The organism is Halorussus litoreus, from assembly GCF_003382685.1.
Lineage (GTDB): Archaea > Halobacteriota > Halobacteria > Halobacteriales > Haladaptataceae > Halorussus > Halorussus litoreus.
Map to the genome: position 1 here is coordinate 26,738 of NZ_KZ859517.1, position 12,840 is coordinate 39,577.

Below are 12,840 nucleotides of genomic sequence, written 5' to 3' on the forward strand. Positions count from 1 at the left end.
CCCGCTCCGCGCGCCGCCCCCCCCCCCCCCCCCCACCCCCACCCCCCCCCCCCCCCCCCCCACAGGTGCCCGCTGGTGCCCGTCCGCCAGCGAGTTACCCCGATTTCTCGTCGTTCGGGTTTAAGCGCTTCGTCTTCGCGCGAGTCGAACGGGGCCCTCCAGTCCGGCGGCCCCCGAGCGTGCTGGGCCTCCCGGAGTGTCTCCCTCGGGCCGACGGTTGCAGACCGTTTCGTTCCCTCCGACCGCTGCGTATCCAATCGATTCCAGATTAGCTGGCGGATAACAAAGAGCGTCGACGTTCTACCGTCGGGTATGGCACACGACACAGCCAACGAGCGCGCAGCGGTCGAGGGCAGCCACGTGACGGACGACCGACGCAGCTTCGCGGAGAGCGACCGAACGCCGCGACGCGACGGAGGTCGATAGGATGGCCATCCTCGAACTCGCCATCGCCTTTTTCGTGTTGGCGATCATCGCGGGCGCGCTGGGGGCCGGCGGCGTCGCCGGCCTGTCGATGGACGTCGCCAAGTGGCTGGTGATAATCTTCCTCGTGCTCGCGGTGCTGTCGCTCGTGTTCTGACCGCTCCTACTCGTCTTCGCGTTCGGGCCCGTACTCGCGGACCGACTCGAACGCACCGTCTGCGAGATCGCCAGCGAGCGCTTCGGCGTCGACCTCGTCGGGCATCAGCTGCGGGTACTTCCGGCGGAAGTAGCCGACCACGTTCTCCACGTCGCGTTCGAGGAACTCCTCGGCGTTCTCGTGGTCGGTCGGGGTGGCCTGTGGCCAGTCGAAGATGGTGATGCCCGACTCCTCGACGAACACGTTGTACTCGCTCATGTCGGCGTGGACGAACCCCGCGTCGTAGGCGTCGGCCATCTCCCGGAGGATGAGATCGAGCACGGGCACGACCTGTTCGTCCTCCAGTCGCGTCCGCGAGAGCTCCACGCCGTCGATCTTCTCCATCACGATTGCGTGGCGGTTCTGGTCGACCGGTTGGGGCACTGCCACGTCCGGGTAGAGCGTCTCGAGCGCCTCGTACTCGCGCTCGGCCGCCTTCCGGGCGGTGTACAGCCACGAGACGTGCTCGCGGTCCGAGGTGTAGTCGCGCTCTTTCATCACCTCGCGGAAGTTGGTGAAGCCCTCGCGGTGGTACTTGAGCGCGAGGGGCTTGTACGACTGGACTTCGTACACGTCGCTCTCCTTGCCGACACCCAGCGGCGCGCCGAACCCTTCCAGCGTGTCGCGCTCGACGAACGAGTGGAGCGCCAGCGCGTCGTACCCCTCGAACTTGAGCTTGTACCCCTCGTACTGGATCGTCTTGCGCTCGATGAGGTCGCGGTCGAGACACCTGTCGAGCCGGTAGTCGACCTCCTCGGTGGTGAGTCGGGAGAACTCGGGCAGCTTCTCGCGGGCGACCCACTCCGAGAAGCGCATCCCCTGCTCGACGCCCGACAGCAGATGGAAGTCCTCGGGCTCCAGCTCGGCCAGCATCCCCGCGACGTTCTGGACCATCAGATTCCCGTAGTCGTTCGGTCGGTAAAAGTTCCGCGTCCCGGCGCGTCCGGGGTGGGCGGCGGGGATTCCACGGTAATAAACCAATAATCGAGATACGAAATCTCGTTTCGGGCGGTCACTCGCGGCTCTCTATCAACGGCGCTCACTCTGGCTCTCAGCTTCGGCCCTCTCACCCAGCCCTCACTCCCGGGCAAACGTTCCGGTGAACGCGGCCGTCTCGCGGGTCTTTTCGTCGGGTTCGTCCTGTACCGTCGGACGCGGCGCGCCCGAGCCTACCGTCAGTCGCGGTACGTTCTCGGGAATCTCGACGGTGTCTGGCGGTAGGTTCCACAGCAACCAGTGGGTGACGGTCCCACCGGGCGCGTCGGGGTCGTCGACCACCACCGCGAGTGTCGCGGCGTCCTCAGAATCTGTCAGATTCTGATGGGCTGCATCGGACGTCGTCCGATGAACGTCGTCCGGTACGTCGCCGATGGTGAGTTCGGGCGAGCGGTCCTCGCCCTCGCAGGTGTACTTCTCCGGAAGCGACTCGCCGTGCGTGAACGCCGAGGTGCGGAAGGAGAGGTCGGCCATCGTTTGCCCGCGGGAACACTCACCGTCTGCGCGGAAAGTCGTGATGGCTGCTGTGGGTCGGTGGGTACTACGAGCCGTCGGGTGGCTACTGCGGGTCGTCGTCCTCCTGTTCGGCGACGGCGCGGTCGCCGACCGCGCCGTCGCCGAACAACTGACCGCAGACCGAGGCCCACGTTCGAGTGCGCGTTCCGCGCTTTTCGGCGAGTCGAGTCAAGTCCATAGTTTGTTTAGGTTCGCCTAAAAAGAAAACCTTTCGGGTCTCTTCCAACCGTGCTCGGATTGGAACTACGGTTCGGGGTTCACTTCTTGAGCCAGGGAGGACCCCATCCGCAACCGCACCAGCAACCACGACCGCAACCGCGCTCCGCAATCCATTTGACGGCCTTGCGCGAACGTCAGGTATGGCGCTGTCCGACCGCGACTGGCGGCTGATCCGCGAGGAGTCCCGACCCGGCCCGGTCAACATGGCCCTCGACGAGATCGCCGCGGAGACGGCCGCCGAGGGCGGCCCCCGTACGGTTCGAGTGTACCAGTGGGAGCCGAGCACGCTCTCGCTGGGCTACCGGCAGGAGCCCGACACCGTCGATTGGGGCTACTGCGAGCGCGAGGGAATCACCGTGACGCGGCGGCCCACTGGCGGTGGGGGCATCTACCACGACAACTGGGGTGACGTCTCCTACTCCATCGTCGCGCCCGCCGACGAACTGCCGGGCGACCTGATGGAGACGTACGAACTGCTCTGCGAGCCCGTCTTCGACGCGTTCGACCGACTCGGCGTCGACGCCCGCTTCACCGAGACGGAGCTGCCGGCCATCCACCAGCCGGCGTGCTACCTCCGGGAGCTTCACCCGGCCCACGACGTGGTCGCAGGTGGGTCGGCAGGTGCGGATGGGTCGGTGGGCGAGGACGGCCGGAAAATTTCGGGGAACGCCCAGTACCGCCGGAACGACGCGATCATCCAGCACGGCTCGCTCAAGTTCGACCTCGACGCCGAGCGCCACCTCTCGGTGTTCGCCGCCCCCGACACGACGCCCGCGGAGTTCCGCGAGCGCGTGACGACGATAGACGAACAGGCGAGCGCGAGCCGCGAGGAGGCCGTCGCGGCGGTCGAAGCGGCTCTCGGCGAGTGGGCCGACGCTGACGAAGGTGGTTTGGTCGAGACCGACGAGGGCGGTTGGACAGACGACGAACTGTCGAGAGCCCGCGAGCGCGCCGAGGCCAAGTTCGCCAGCGAGGCGTGGGTCCGGGACCGAGAGGACCCGACGGAGTGAGACGCGCCGCGGCCTGTCGAGCCGGCGTGTGAGCCTCAGAATCCGAACGTCTCGCCCTCTTTACCGCCGAACTCCTCGGCGATGGCCTCGTGGATATCCGAGATGGGCGGCTGATCTCTGGTCGGGTCCAGCGCGTCTTCGCTCACCCAGACGTATCGGACCACGCCGTCCTCGTCGAGCAGGAAACACGAGCGCCTCGACCGGCGGACCAGCTTGAACGCGCGGTAGTCCACGTCGAACGCCGAGGCGAGGTTCAGGTCGGTGTCGGCGTACAGCGGGAACTGGAGGTCGAGGTAGTCGATGAACTTCTGGTGGGTGTACGGTCGGGACCTGCTGGCTCCGACCACCTGGACGGTGTCGTCGCTGGCGAACCAGTCGTAGTCGCGGAACGAACACCACTCCTCGATGCAACCCGGACTGAAGTCGTTGGTGTAGAACGTGAGCAGGACCGGACCGTCGGACAGTAGGTCCGAGAGGGCAGTCTCAGAACTGGTACCGTCGGAGCGGACCAGCGTCTCGGTCACGTCCGGCGCCCGCTCGCCCATGTCGAGTCCGGTCGAATCGGTCATCGTATCGGTAGTTACCGACCGGGGATACAAACGCCTTCGGTAGTGGCTATCTCGCCCGGGTCCGGTAGTAGCTCCGCTCGCCCTCTCCGGCGTCGACCACCCGCCGCTCCAGCGCGCCGTGGTCGACCAGTCGGTCGAGGATCGAACTCACGGTCGCGAGGTCGACGATGCAGCCGAGGAGTTCGCCGTCGAGTCCGTCGTCGGGTTGGCTATCGAGTTCGTCGTCGAATTCGCCGTCGAGTTCGCGCTCGACGTTGGTCTCCGACCAGCCGGTCTCCATCACGGCCTCGGTGATCTCCCGGACGTTGTACGCCTGCTGGTCGTTCTCGCGCAGGAACTCGACGATGCGCTCCTCGACGGAGTAGCGCTCGCCCCCTCGCTCGAATGCGTCGACGGAGATTGGCACACCCTGGGTACGCCGCGGCTCTCAATAATGGGTGTGGCTGACATGGAGTGTTCGGCTGGGCGCGTCGGCGGGTTTTCTGTCCGGCGCACTGGTTTGCTCTCCATCCGTTGATGCGCTACTTCTCTTTCCACCCCGGCGCGCACTCCCTGCTCCTTACACCCCGGCGCGTGCAGGCGCGACCTCCGTGTCGCGCCAAATCGCGCGAGGGACGAGTAACGCAACGGAGCGAAGCGGAGTGAGTAACGCAGGAGGCTGGGGAGGCGTGAGGCCCGCGGTCGCGGTTGCGGTGCTGTGCGGTTTCTCATATGCCTCGGCGGTAGCTAGCTTCACGCCGATTTTCGTTGTTCCGAACGAGCTAGCTATTGCTTGAGCTTAGGCGTGACGGCAACCGCACCGCAAAGCACTGGGCCTCGTCTTCCCCCAGCCTCCTGCGGTCCTCGCTACGCTGCGGTCTTCGTCCCTCGCGCGCGTTGCTCGCGCGCGCCGAGGTTGCAAGTACAGTGTCGCGAAGTACAGTGTCGCGAAGTACAGTTTTGCTCGTCACTCCGAAGCCGAGATTCACTACACGACCCTCTGATAAATCCGCTTCTCCGGTTCCGAACTCCTTTTACCCTCTCCATACCTGCCCGAACACATGAAAGTCGGAGCGCACGAATCCATCGCTGGCGGCGTGTACAACGCCGTAGACGACCAGATCGAGGACGGCGGCAACTGCGGGCAGATATTCACCCACTCGCCGCAGGTGTGGCAGGACCCCAACATCGGCGAGGAGGAGGCCGAGCAGTTCCGCACGCTGTCGGCCGAGAACGACGTGGGGCCATGGGTCATCCACTCGTCGTACCTCGTGAACCTCTGCACGCCGAAGGACGACCTGCGCGAGAAGTCCGTCGACAGCATGCAGAAGGAGGTCGACGCCGCCGACGCGCTCGACGTCCCGTACGTCAACGTCCACCTCGGCGCGCACACCGGCGCGGGCGTCGAGAACGGTCTCGACAACGCCGCCAGCGCGCTCGACGAGTTGGACATTCCCGAGGGCGTGACCGTCCTCGTCGAGAGCGACGCGGGCTCGGGCACCAAACTGGGCGACGACTTCGAGCATCTCGCCGAGGTCCTCGACCGCTCCGAGCAGGATCTGGACGTCTGTCTCGACACCGCGCACGTGTTCGCGGCGGGCTACGACCTCTCCAGCGAGGCGGCGGTGTACGACGCCGTCGCGGAGTTCGACGACGTGGTCGGATTGGAGCATCTGGAGTGCATCCACCTCAACGACTCGAAGCACGAGTGCGGCACGAACAAGGACGAGCACGCCCACATCGGCGAGGGGTACATCGGCGACGAGGGGATGTCGGCCGTCGTCAACCACCCCGATCTGGCGGACGTCCCGCTGGTCCTCGAGACGCCCCACGAGGACGGCCGGGGCTTCGCGTGGAACATCGAGCGCGTGAAGGAACTGCGCGAGTAGCGAAATCGGGCGTTTCGATCCGCCGTCTTCCTCCCGCAGGAGAACGATTTTGTAGTTGCCGAAAAAACACGTCAGTATGCGCTCTCAAACCAAGACGACCCGGGCACTCGGCCTGCTCGCGTTCGCCGTCGGACTGGTCGGCTACGTGTTCTTCGGCTGGCGGTTCGGCGACGGCGCGTCGAACCCGTTCACGGTCGGCCTCGCCATCCTCGCGGTGGCGGTCGCGGTCGGCGTGACCCTTCGAGATCGGTTGTGACCGACCGAGCCGACCGTGACCCTCCGAGACTGGCTGTAATCAGCCGCCAAGACCGTACGTCCGCGTTCGCCGAGCGAACGCATCGGGGTAGATCAGCCGGTAGGCCCCGAGATATGCGAGGACGCCGGTCGCGAGCAACAGCACTCCGAATACGGGCCAGCCGACCGAGAGCGGTCCGAACACCGCGTCGACGGCCGCGGCGCTCAACAGGACCGCGAAGAAGAGCGCCCAGACCGCGACTGCGAACGCGAAGAGGCGTTTCAGCGAGTAGCTCTCGACGAGGAACCACGCGGCGAGCAGCGTCGCCACCAGCGTAGCGACGTCGGCGAGGGGTGCGACCGACTCGTCGGGAACCGGATACTGGCCGCCGAGTGCTCGCCCCGCGAAGACGACGAGTAGCAACCCGAGCGCGACGACGAAGTACAGTCCGCTCACCGCCGCGACGAACCGCGCCATCGTCCCGAGCGCGCTCCGAACGCCCATATCGAACGGGCAACGTGTCGAGCCTTCAACTCCCCGGCTCGACCGGAGCCGGCAGCCTCCTACCCGAGCACGAACGTCGTCAGCCAGAGCGCGCCCATCCCGGCGACCAGCGTCGCGAACACGTCCTCGGTCCGCCACGCGACCGCGAGCGCGAGCGCGCCGGCGAGCAGCCGCGGGTTCGCGGCCGAGAGCGCGACGCCCCCGTCGGCGGCGAGCACCTGCGGGGCGACCAGCGCCGAGAGCACCGCGGCGGGGACGAACCGGAGCGCGCGCTCGACGCCCGGGGGCACCTCGTCGAAGCGCTCGAACATCGCGACGAACGACACCCGGAGCGCGAACGTGCCGACCCCCGCGGCGAGGATGGCGAGCCACAGCACGGCCGAGTCGAGGTGCGTGCCCGCCACTCAGGCCACCTCCTCGTCGTCCGCGCCGGGCTCGGTTTTCGACTTCGCCTCGACTTCTGCACCGTCCTCCGCTCCGGCCTCCCCGCCCGGCTCCACGTCGGTCAGCGACTCGACCGCCAGCCCGGCCGCGATGGCGATTAGCGCGGCGACGACGAGTCCGAGGTTGTACGGCAGCCCGCGGGCCAGAATCGCGGCGGTCCCGCCGACGATGGCGGCCGCGCCGGTCGCGCGGTCGGTCACGGCCGGGACGAGGATTGCGAGGAACACCAGCGGGACCGCGAACTCCAGTTGCCAGCCGTCGGGGACGCTCGCGCCGACGAACACGCCGACGACGGTGGCGGCCTGCCACGCGACCCACAGCGGGACCGCGACGCCGAGGTAGTACCAGCGCCGGCTCGTCTTCGGGTCGTTCTCGAACTCGACCACCGAGACGGCGTACGCCTGATCGGTGAGCAGGTAGCTGAGCGCGGCCTTCCACTTCGCGGACTGGTTGGCGAAGTGGGGCGCGATGGACGCGCTGTACATCACCAACCGGAGGTTGACGACCAGTACGGTCGCTACGACGACGACCGCGGGCGCGCCTTGCCCCACCAGCTCCACGGCGGCGAGCTGGGACGCCCCGGCGAAGATGACGACCGACATGGCGAGCGCCTGCAGGGCCGGGATGCCGACGCTGACGGCGGCCGCGCCCGCGACGAGCCCGAACGGCACGATGCCGAGGACGATGGGCGCGGTGACCCGGAGTCCGGCCCGGAAGTCACTACGAGGGGAACTCACTGTCTGTCCGTGGTCGGCCGACCGGTATGACGTTTGGCCTCCCGGCGAAACCTCCGGGAAACTGGACGACGGTCGAGTCCCGCGCCCGCCGACCGGGAGGCAACCTTGCGCTAAGCGCGACTATCCACCGGTTTCGCGCGGTGCATCAAACTCGTCCCTGGCGGACTGAAAGGGCGAGGCGGGTCCGCGGTCACGCGAGTGGAGCGAGTGTGACCTCGGAAGACGCGGCCCGCGCAGGCCGAAGGCCGAGCAGGACCGTCTTCCGGCAGCGAGCGCCCGAGGGCTTTCGAGGATGTCTTATTCGTACCAGCTACAGATTCGAACACCACCGACCCAGTTCCAACTACGGATTCAACACCACCGACCGAGACCACCCCGCTTTTGCCCGTCGCGTTCCAACCCCCACTAGATTCAGCCGTGCGACAGTTCTCCGCCGACTACCTCCGGGACACGCGCCGCGGGATGTGGGACGACCGGTCGGCGCTGGCCGACCTCGACCTCGACTCCCGGGAGCGCGTGCTCGACGTTGGCTGTGGCACCGGCGAGCTTTCGCGGGTGCTGGCCGAGGAGACGCCCGGCGAGGTCGTCGGCTGCGACGCGGACCGCGACTTGCTCGCGGTCGCGGCCGGGCGCGCTGCGCCCGGCCGCGACCGCGAACGCACACACGAGAGGAGCGGATCTGACGATCAAGGCGGGGACGAACCGGAGCACTCGCTCCCCGTCGTCGCGGGCGACGCCCTCGCGCTGCCGTTCCGCGACGACGCGTTCGACCTCGTGGTCTGTCAGGCGCTGCTCATCAACCTGCCCGACCCCGCGGCCGCGCTCGCGGAGTTCCGCCGGGTGTCCTCGGACCTCGTGGCCGCGGTCGAACCCGACAACGCCGCGGTGTCGGTCGAGTCGACCGTCGATTCGGAGTCCGAACTGGCGGCCCGCGCGCGCCGGGCGTATCTCGCCGGGGTCGAGACCGACGTGACGTTGGGCGGCGAGGGCACCCGCGAGGCGTTCCGAGAGGCGGGACTATCCGAGGCGTCGACCCGGCGGCACGTCCACGCCCGGACCGTCGAACCGCCGTACGCCGACCGGGACCTGCGCTCGGCCCGCCGGAAAGCCAGCGGCGAGGGGCTGGCCGACGACCGGGCGACCCTGCTCGCTGGCGACCTCTCGGCCGAGGCGTACGACGACCTCCGGACCGACTGGCGCGAGATGGGCCGGGCGGTGGTCGAGCAGATGGCTGCCGGGGAGTACCGCCGGGCCGAGGTGGTCCCGTTCTACGTGACCGTTGGGTCGGTGTGAAAGCGATCTGATCGGCCCAATCGCCGGTCAGGTCGGTCTGACCCAGCCCTGACCCAGCCGAGAGGCCCCGCGAGGCCGAACCTCTTTGTCCTCGGCGCGCGACCGCTCACATATGTTCGAGAGTATGCTCCTGCCCACCGACGGGAGCGAGGGGACCGACGAGGCCATCGCTCACGCGCTCGACCTCGCCGAGCGGTTCGACGCCACGCTGTTCGTCGTGAACGTGGCGGACACGAACCGCGACAGCGTGACCGTGGTCGACGCGGAGGTCGTCGACGCGCTCGAACGGGAAGGCACCGAGATCGTCGACGCGGTCGCCGAGACCGCGCGCCGCAGAGGCGTCGACGTAGAGACCGAGGTCGTACAGGGCGATCCGGCGACCACCATCGCCGACTACGCGGCCCAGCGCGGGATGGACCTCGTGGTGATGCCGACCCGCGGACGGAGCGGCGTCTCGGAGCACCTGCTCGGCAGCGTCACCGAGCGCGCGGTCCGGCTCTCGGAGGTGCCGGTGCTCACGATCGACAGCAACGCGGACGGCCGCACGGCGTTCCCCTACGAGAACGTGCTGGTGGCGACCGACGGGGGCGAGGCCGCGGCTACCGCGGTCGACCGGGGCGTCGAACTCGCGTCGGGGCTCGACGCCGCACTCCACGCGATTTCCGTGGTCGACGACGTTTCGCTGGGCTACGACGTGCGTTCCTCGGCGGTCAGCCAGCAGCTCGACGACGCCGCGAGAGAAACCGTGAATTCGATAGTCGACCGCGCCCACGAGGCCGGCGTCGAATCGGCCGACGGGATCGTCCGCCACGGCGTCGTCTACGAGGAGCTACTCGACGCCGTCGAGGCGACCGACGCCGACGTCGTGGTGCTGGGCACCCACGGCCGCGGCGGTGCCGAGCGGGTCCTGCTCGGGAGCGTCGCGGAGCGCGTCCTGCGGTCGTCGCCCGTCCCGGTGCTGACGGTTCCGCAGTAGTCTTCTGTCTGCCAGTAGAGTTCTTTCCTCTCGACTCACGCCAAGCTTCAAATACGAGGGGGCGACCAGACCCGCCGTGACCTGAGGGTCGCCGCGCGGGCGGTCGAGACGGGTGTACCGTGCGCCCCCGCGCGGACTCGCTCGTCCGAAATGCACGGCCTGCTCGCACTCCTTGCTAGCGTCGGTGATCAGACCACGTCGCCGCGCACGGTCGTCCCCTCCTGGCGCTTCCGGTAGGACTCCACGGCGTCGGCCGCCTCTTGAGAGTCCTCGGAGTCCAGCCCCAGCATCTCCAGCGCCGCGGGCAGTGTCGGGAAGGCGAGTTCGCTCTCGCGGAGCTTTCGAAGGGCCTCGTCGCTTCGCTGGCCCTCCACCCAGAGGCACACCCCGCGCGGGTCGAGAATCTGTTCGTAGGCGTCGCGGGTCATCGCGCCTTCGAGCCGCTGGGTCACGTTGTCCTCGAAACTAGAGTTACACACTTCGAGGTGGACCGCCGCGTCCTCTGGCAGGAGGTGGGCCGCCAGACACTGCTCCGGCGCGGCGTGACCGCTGTCGTTCGCCCGCAGGTGCTCGGGGTACTCGTCGGCCCACTCGGCGCGAACGGTCTTGCCCACGCCTTTGACGCCGTGGCTGCGCTCGAACCGCTCGGACGCGCTCCCGTCGTCGCCGCGCAGGAGGATGTCCTTGGTGACGTACACGTCCAGCCGCTCGACCGGGTCGAGTCCGAGCGCGACGTCGCCGTACACCCACAGCTCCCGGACCGGCACCGGCATCGTCTCGTCCTCGACCGTGGCGAGCATCGCCTCGACGTGCTCGATGGCCTCGTCTCGGTTCATTGCTGGTCAGTTGGAGTTCGGACGGGTTAATCGTGGCGTGTTCCTCGGTCGAAAACGAGCATTCTGGACGCTGCCGTCAGTCACCCGCGGCGGCAGCGGCAGCCTCGCCCGCACCTCGAGTGCACCAGAGAGCCTGCAGGTACGCGCCGACGAACATCCCCGCAATTCCCCAGAGGGTGGCGACGTTGCCGATCCCGAGGCTGGCGTACGCGGCCCCGGGACAGATGCCCGAGACGCCCCAGCCGACACCGAACACCGTGCCGCCGACGAGCACGTTCCGGTCGAACGACTTGAGCCGCCGGCCGTACGGGCGGCCGGTCAGCGGCGCGCTATCGAGGACCGTCGTCGCCACGGCGAACGCGACGGCGGTGACCCCCGGCGGCTCCGCCCATCACGAACAGCAGGCCGAAGTCCTCCAGCTGGAGGAAGTCCAGCACGACCTCCGGGCGCGCCATCCGGCTGTACGCCAGTCCGAATCCGAATATTAGTCCGCCAGCGAGGACGACTGGAAGGAACAGCGGATGCCGGTCTCGACTCGCGGGTCGCTCGGCTCCCCGCTCGTCGGTAGTCGAGGTCTCCCGCTGGTCGACCTCGCTCATGGCGTCACCCCGAGCGCCTGCACCAGTTGGGCCGTCCCGACCGCGACCGCGAGGAACGTCGCGACGTTGACGAGCGAGGTCTCGGACAGCGAGCCGACGCCACAGATGCCGTGGCCCGAGGTACAGCCCTTCCCGATGCGGGTGCCGACGCCGACGAGGACGCCGCCGCCGAGCAGCCGCCACCACTGCACGTCGGTCGTCCACGCGCCGTTCTGGAAGGCGAGGGCGTACGCCGCCGCGCCGAGGACGATGCCGAGCGTGAACACGACGCGCCAGTCGCGGGAGGCGACGTATTTCGGTTGGTTGAGTTGAGGCAGGCCGGAGGCGTACGACAGCGTCGACTCGAGGAAGGTGCTCGCGCCCGCAGTGATTCCCGTAGCGAGATATATCACGACGGTGCCGAGGCCGACGAGTAACCCGCCGACGGCGTAGCGCTCGACGCCGTTCGGGAACAGCTCGGCGACCGCCAGTACCGGTATCAGCGTGCTCATCCGTTGGCGTACAACGAGGGCGCTCCCCCTATTTAGTCGCTCCTGACCCGTCGGAACTGGCCGGGACCTCGTACGAACGGTGGTTCGGGGTAGAGAATCGCTTCGTCGGTGTCCGGACAGTCGAGTGAATTCTCGTGATTCGTCGCTCTCGCACTCGGAAAACGGGCTGTCCGGCCGAGAGAACCGCTCTCGGAGCGACTACGCTTGATCGAACGGCCCTGCTCGTCTCGGAGCAATTTCGACTATCTCGCCGGGATAAATTGATTAACGCTATAGAAAATCCCCTATGCGACGGTTCGGCGGCGGCTTCGGATACCGGCGGTAGCAGCTCCCGAGCGCCGAAACCCGGGCTCTCGCCCGAATCAGCAGCCGGATACCGCTTGCGAGCGATTCTGTTCGACGAACCGGCACGCTCTCGCGGTGGTGCGCGGTCGCGCTCAGGTGAGCGCGACCGCACAGGACCGCGAGGCAAACTCGTCGCATCCACCAGCGACGAACGGATTACCGGGAGCGGCCGAACGGGAGGTCGGGAAATTTCTTCGTCACCGTGCGTGCGCAGGTGCGGCCACTCGGGGTGCGTGCGCGGGCGCGACCGCTCGGAAGCGGTCACGCCCGCGCACGCACGAAGCACCAAATACAGTCACTCGATGTCGGCGTCGTCTTTCGCGAGCAGTTCCCGGATGTCGTCCTCGTCGAGCAGGTCCACCAGACTCTCGCCGGCCTCCCACTCGGCCAGCTCCTCGGCGGTGAGCCAGTTCGAAGGGTCCCTGCCGTCGGCGTCCATCAGGCGCGAGAGTTCGTCGTCGAGGTCCTCGGGGTCGTACCCACCCACAGGCATGCATAGCCCCACGATAGCCGCTTCCTTAGGCCGTTCGGCAGTCGGCTCGCAGCAGTTAACAACAACGCTACTTCGAATCACAGGTATTAT

The 12,840-nt window shown here is 67.8% G+C and carries 17 protein-coding genes and 1 pseudogene; 6 read left to right on the forward strand and 12 right to left on the reverse strand.

The window, feature by feature from the left end; translation table 11 throughout:
• Window positions 1-433 precede the first annotated feature (433 nt).
• Window positions 434-580 carry a DUF1328 family protein gene (locus DPQ64_RS08175; RefSeq protein ID WP_115863908.1) on the forward strand — a complete coding sequence of 49 codons (147 nt, stop codon included), beginning with the start codon at window positions 434-436 and terminating at the stop codon, window positions 578-580.
• Between the two features lie 6 nt (window positions 581-586).
• On the opposite strand, the gene DPQ64_RS08180 is transcribed toward DPQ64_RS08175, so the two are convergent.
• The 3 genes from DPQ64_RS08180 to DPQ64_RS19760 all read right to left on the reverse strand — a co-directional run bounded on the left by DPQ64_RS08180 (window position 587) and on the right by DPQ64_RS19760 (window position 2,309).
• On the reverse strand, window positions 587-1,513 hold the full coding sequence (locus tag DPQ64_RS08180) for a serine/threonine-protein kinase RIO2 (RefSeq protein WP_115863864.1): 927 nt from the start codon (window positions 1,511-1,513) through the stop codon (window positions 587-589).
• Between the two features lie 183 nt (window positions 1,514-1,696).
• A complete protein-coding gene (locus DPQ64_RS08185) occupies window positions 1,697-2,089 on the reverse strand; it encodes a YbhB/YbcL family Raf kinase inhibitor-like protein (protein WP_115863865.1) in 393 nt (130 codons plus the stop codon).
• A gap of 85 nt (window positions 2,090-2,174) precedes the next feature.
• Window positions 2,175-2,309, reverse strand: a complete 135-nt coding sequence (locus tag DPQ64_RS19760; protein ID WP_269814476.1) for a hypothetical protein — start codon at window positions 2,307-2,309, stop codon at window positions 2,175-2,177.
• Window positions 2,310-2,490: 181 nt separating this feature from the next.
• On the opposite strand from DPQ64_RS19760, the gene DPQ64_RS08190 reads away from it, so the two are divergent.
• Window positions 2,491-3,360 carry a lipoate--protein ligase family protein gene (locus DPQ64_RS08190; protein WP_115863866.1) on the forward strand — a complete coding sequence of 290 codons (870 nt, stop codon included), beginning with the start codon at window positions 2,491-2,493 and terminating at the stop codon, window positions 3,358-3,360.
• 35 nt (window positions 3,361-3,395) lie between these two features.
• Here the strand turns inward: DPQ64_RS08190 and DPQ64_RS08195 are convergent, their stop codons facing one another.
• Window positions 3,396-3,929 (reverse strand): redoxin domain-containing protein, encoded by a 534-nt coding sequence (locus DPQ64_RS08195; protein WP_115863867.1) that lies wholly within the window; start codon window positions 3,927-3,929, stop codon window positions 3,396-3,398.
• A gap of 46 nt (window positions 3,930-3,975) precedes the next feature.
• The gene (locus DPQ64_RS08200; protein ID WP_115863868.1) at window positions 3,976-4,335 is read right to left on the reverse strand and encodes a hypothetical protein; all 360 of its coding nucleotides are present in this window, start codon (window positions 4,333-4,335) and stop codon (window positions 3,976-3,978) included.
• Window positions 4,336-4,969: 634 nt separating this feature from the next.
• On the opposite strand from DPQ64_RS08200, the gene DPQ64_RS08205 reads away from it, so the two are divergent.
• Together DPQ64_RS08205 and DPQ64_RS08210 are read left to right on the forward strand one after the other, a co-directional pair.
• On the forward strand, window positions 4,970-5,797 hold the full coding sequence (locus DPQ64_RS08205) for a deoxyribonuclease IV (protein WP_115863869.1): 828 nt from the start codon (window positions 4,970-4,972) through the stop codon (window positions 5,795-5,797).
• Between the two features lie 76 nt (window positions 5,798-5,873).
• Window positions 5,874-6,053, forward strand: coding sequence for a hypothetical protein (locus DPQ64_RS08210; RefSeq protein WP_115863870.1), 180 nt, complete (start codon window positions 5,874-5,876; stop codon window positions 6,051-6,053).
• Between the two features lie 39 nt (window positions 6,054-6,092).
• Here DPQ64_RS08210 and DPQ64_RS08215 read toward each other — a convergent pair whose 3' ends face one another.
• From DPQ64_RS08215 to DPQ64_RS08225, 3 genes are read right to left on the reverse strand one after another with little or no spacing between them, the layout of a single operon-like run.
• A complete protein-coding gene (locus tag DPQ64_RS08215; protein ID WP_115863871.1) occupies window positions 6,093-6,536 on the reverse strand; it encodes a hypothetical protein in 444 nt (147 codons plus the stop codon).
• Between the two features lie 59 nt (window positions 6,537-6,595).
• Window positions 6,596-6,940, reverse strand: a complete 345-nt coding sequence (locus DPQ64_RS08220) for an AzlD domain-containing protein (RefSeq protein ID WP_115863872.1) — start codon at window positions 6,938-6,940, stop codon at window positions 6,596-6,598.
• Complete coding sequence (locus tag DPQ64_RS08225; protein ID WP_115863873.1) at window positions 6,941-7,717, reverse strand: AzlC family ABC transporter permease; 777 nt, start codon at window positions 7,715-7,717, stop codon at window positions 6,941-6,943. It abuts the gene before it with no gap.
• A gap of 417 nt (window positions 7,718-8,134) precedes the next feature.
• Between DPQ64_RS08225 and DPQ64_RS08230 the strand changes: the two genes are divergently transcribed.
• Both DPQ64_RS08230 and DPQ64_RS08235 read left to right on the forward strand, forming a co-directional pair.
• Window positions 8,135-9,010 (forward strand): class I SAM-dependent methyltransferase, encoded by an 876-nt coding sequence (locus tag DPQ64_RS08230; RefSeq protein ID WP_115863874.1) that lies wholly within the window; start codon window positions 8,135-8,137, stop codon window positions 9,008-9,010.
• A 112-nt stretch (window positions 9,011-9,122) separates the two neighbouring features.
• Window positions 9,123-9,986, forward strand: coding sequence for a universal stress protein (locus DPQ64_RS08235; RefSeq protein WP_115863875.1), 864 nt, complete (start codon window positions 9,123-9,125; stop codon window positions 9,984-9,986).
• Between the two features lie 188 nt (window positions 9,987-10,174).
• Here the strand turns inward: DPQ64_RS08235 and DPQ64_RS08240 are convergent, their stop codons facing one another.
• The 4 genes and pseudogenes from DPQ64_RS08240 to DPQ64_RS08255 form a co-directional block, all read right to left on the reverse strand.
• Window positions 10,175-10,822 (reverse strand): DUF7095 family protein, encoded by a 648-nt coding sequence (locus tag DPQ64_RS08240; RefSeq protein WP_115863876.1) that lies wholly within the window; start codon window positions 10,820-10,822, stop codon window positions 10,175-10,177.
• 76 nt (window positions 10,823-10,898) lie between these two features.
• Window positions 10,899-11,277 (reverse strand): annotated as a pseudogene (locus DPQ64_RS08245) (DUF6691 family protein).
• A gap of 140 nt (window positions 11,278-11,417) precedes the next feature.
• Window positions 11,418-11,912 (reverse strand): YeeE/YedE family protein, encoded by a 495-nt coding sequence (locus DPQ64_RS08250; RefSeq protein WP_115863877.1) that lies wholly within the window; start codon window positions 11,910-11,912, stop codon window positions 11,418-11,420.
• Between the two features lie 640 nt (window positions 11,913-12,552).
• Window positions 12,553-12,750, reverse strand: a complete 198-nt coding sequence (locus tag DPQ64_RS08255; protein WP_115863878.1) for a hypothetical protein — start codon at window positions 12,748-12,750, stop codon at window positions 12,553-12,555.
• Between the last annotated feature and the right edge of the window lie 90 nt (window positions 12,751-12,840).

Excerpts from the sequence above, each read along its gene's own strand:
- DPQ64_RS08180 (WP_115863864.1), bottom strand. The coding sequence starts at position 1,513 with ATGGTCCAGAACGTCGCGGGGATGCTGGCCGAGCTGGAGCCCGAGGAC.
- DPQ64_RS08185 (WP_115863865.1), bottom strand. The coding sequence starts at position 2,089 with ATGGCCGACCTCTCCTTCCGCACCTCGGCGTTCACGCACGGCGAGTCG.
- DPQ64_RS19760 (WP_269814476.1), bottom strand. The coding sequence starts at position 2,309 with ATGGACTTGACTCGACTCGCCGAAAAGCGCGGAACGCGCACTCGAACG.
- DPQ64_RS08190 (WP_115863866.1), top strand. The coding sequence starts at position 2,491 with ATGGCGCTGTCCGACCGCGACTGGCGGCTGATCCGCGAGGAGTCCCGA.
- DPQ64_RS08195 (WP_115863867.1), bottom strand. The coding sequence starts at position 3,929 with ATGACCGATTCGACCGGACTCGACATGGGCGAGCGGGCGCCGGACGTG.
- DPQ64_RS08205 (WP_115863869.1), top strand. The coding sequence starts at position 4,970 with ATGAAAGTCGGAGCGCACGAATCCATCGCTGGCGGCGTGTACAACGCC.
- DPQ64_RS08210 (WP_115863870.1), top strand. The coding sequence starts at position 5,874 with ATGCGCTCTCAAACCAAGACGACCCGGGCACTCGGCCTGCTCGCGTTC.
- DPQ64_RS08215 (WP_115863871.1), bottom strand. The coding sequence starts at position 6,536 with ATGGGCGTTCGGAGCGCGCTCGGGACGATGGCGCGGTTCGTCGCGGCG.
- DPQ64_RS08235 (WP_115863875.1), top strand. The coding sequence starts at position 9,123 with ATGTTCGAGAGTATGCTCCTGCCCACCGACGGGAGCGAGGGGACCGAC.
- DPQ64_RS08240 (WP_115863876.1), bottom strand. The coding sequence starts at position 10,822 with ATGAACCGAGACGAGGCCATCGAGCACGTCGAGGCGATGCTCGCCACG.
- DPQ64_RS08250 (WP_115863877.1), bottom strand. The coding sequence starts at position 11,912 with ATGAGCACGCTGATACCGGTACTGGCGGTCGCCGAGCTGTTCCCGAAC.
- DPQ64_RS08255 (WP_115863878.1), bottom strand. The coding sequence starts at position 12,750 with ATGCCTGTGGGTGGGTACGACCCCGAGGACCTCGACGACGAACTCTCG.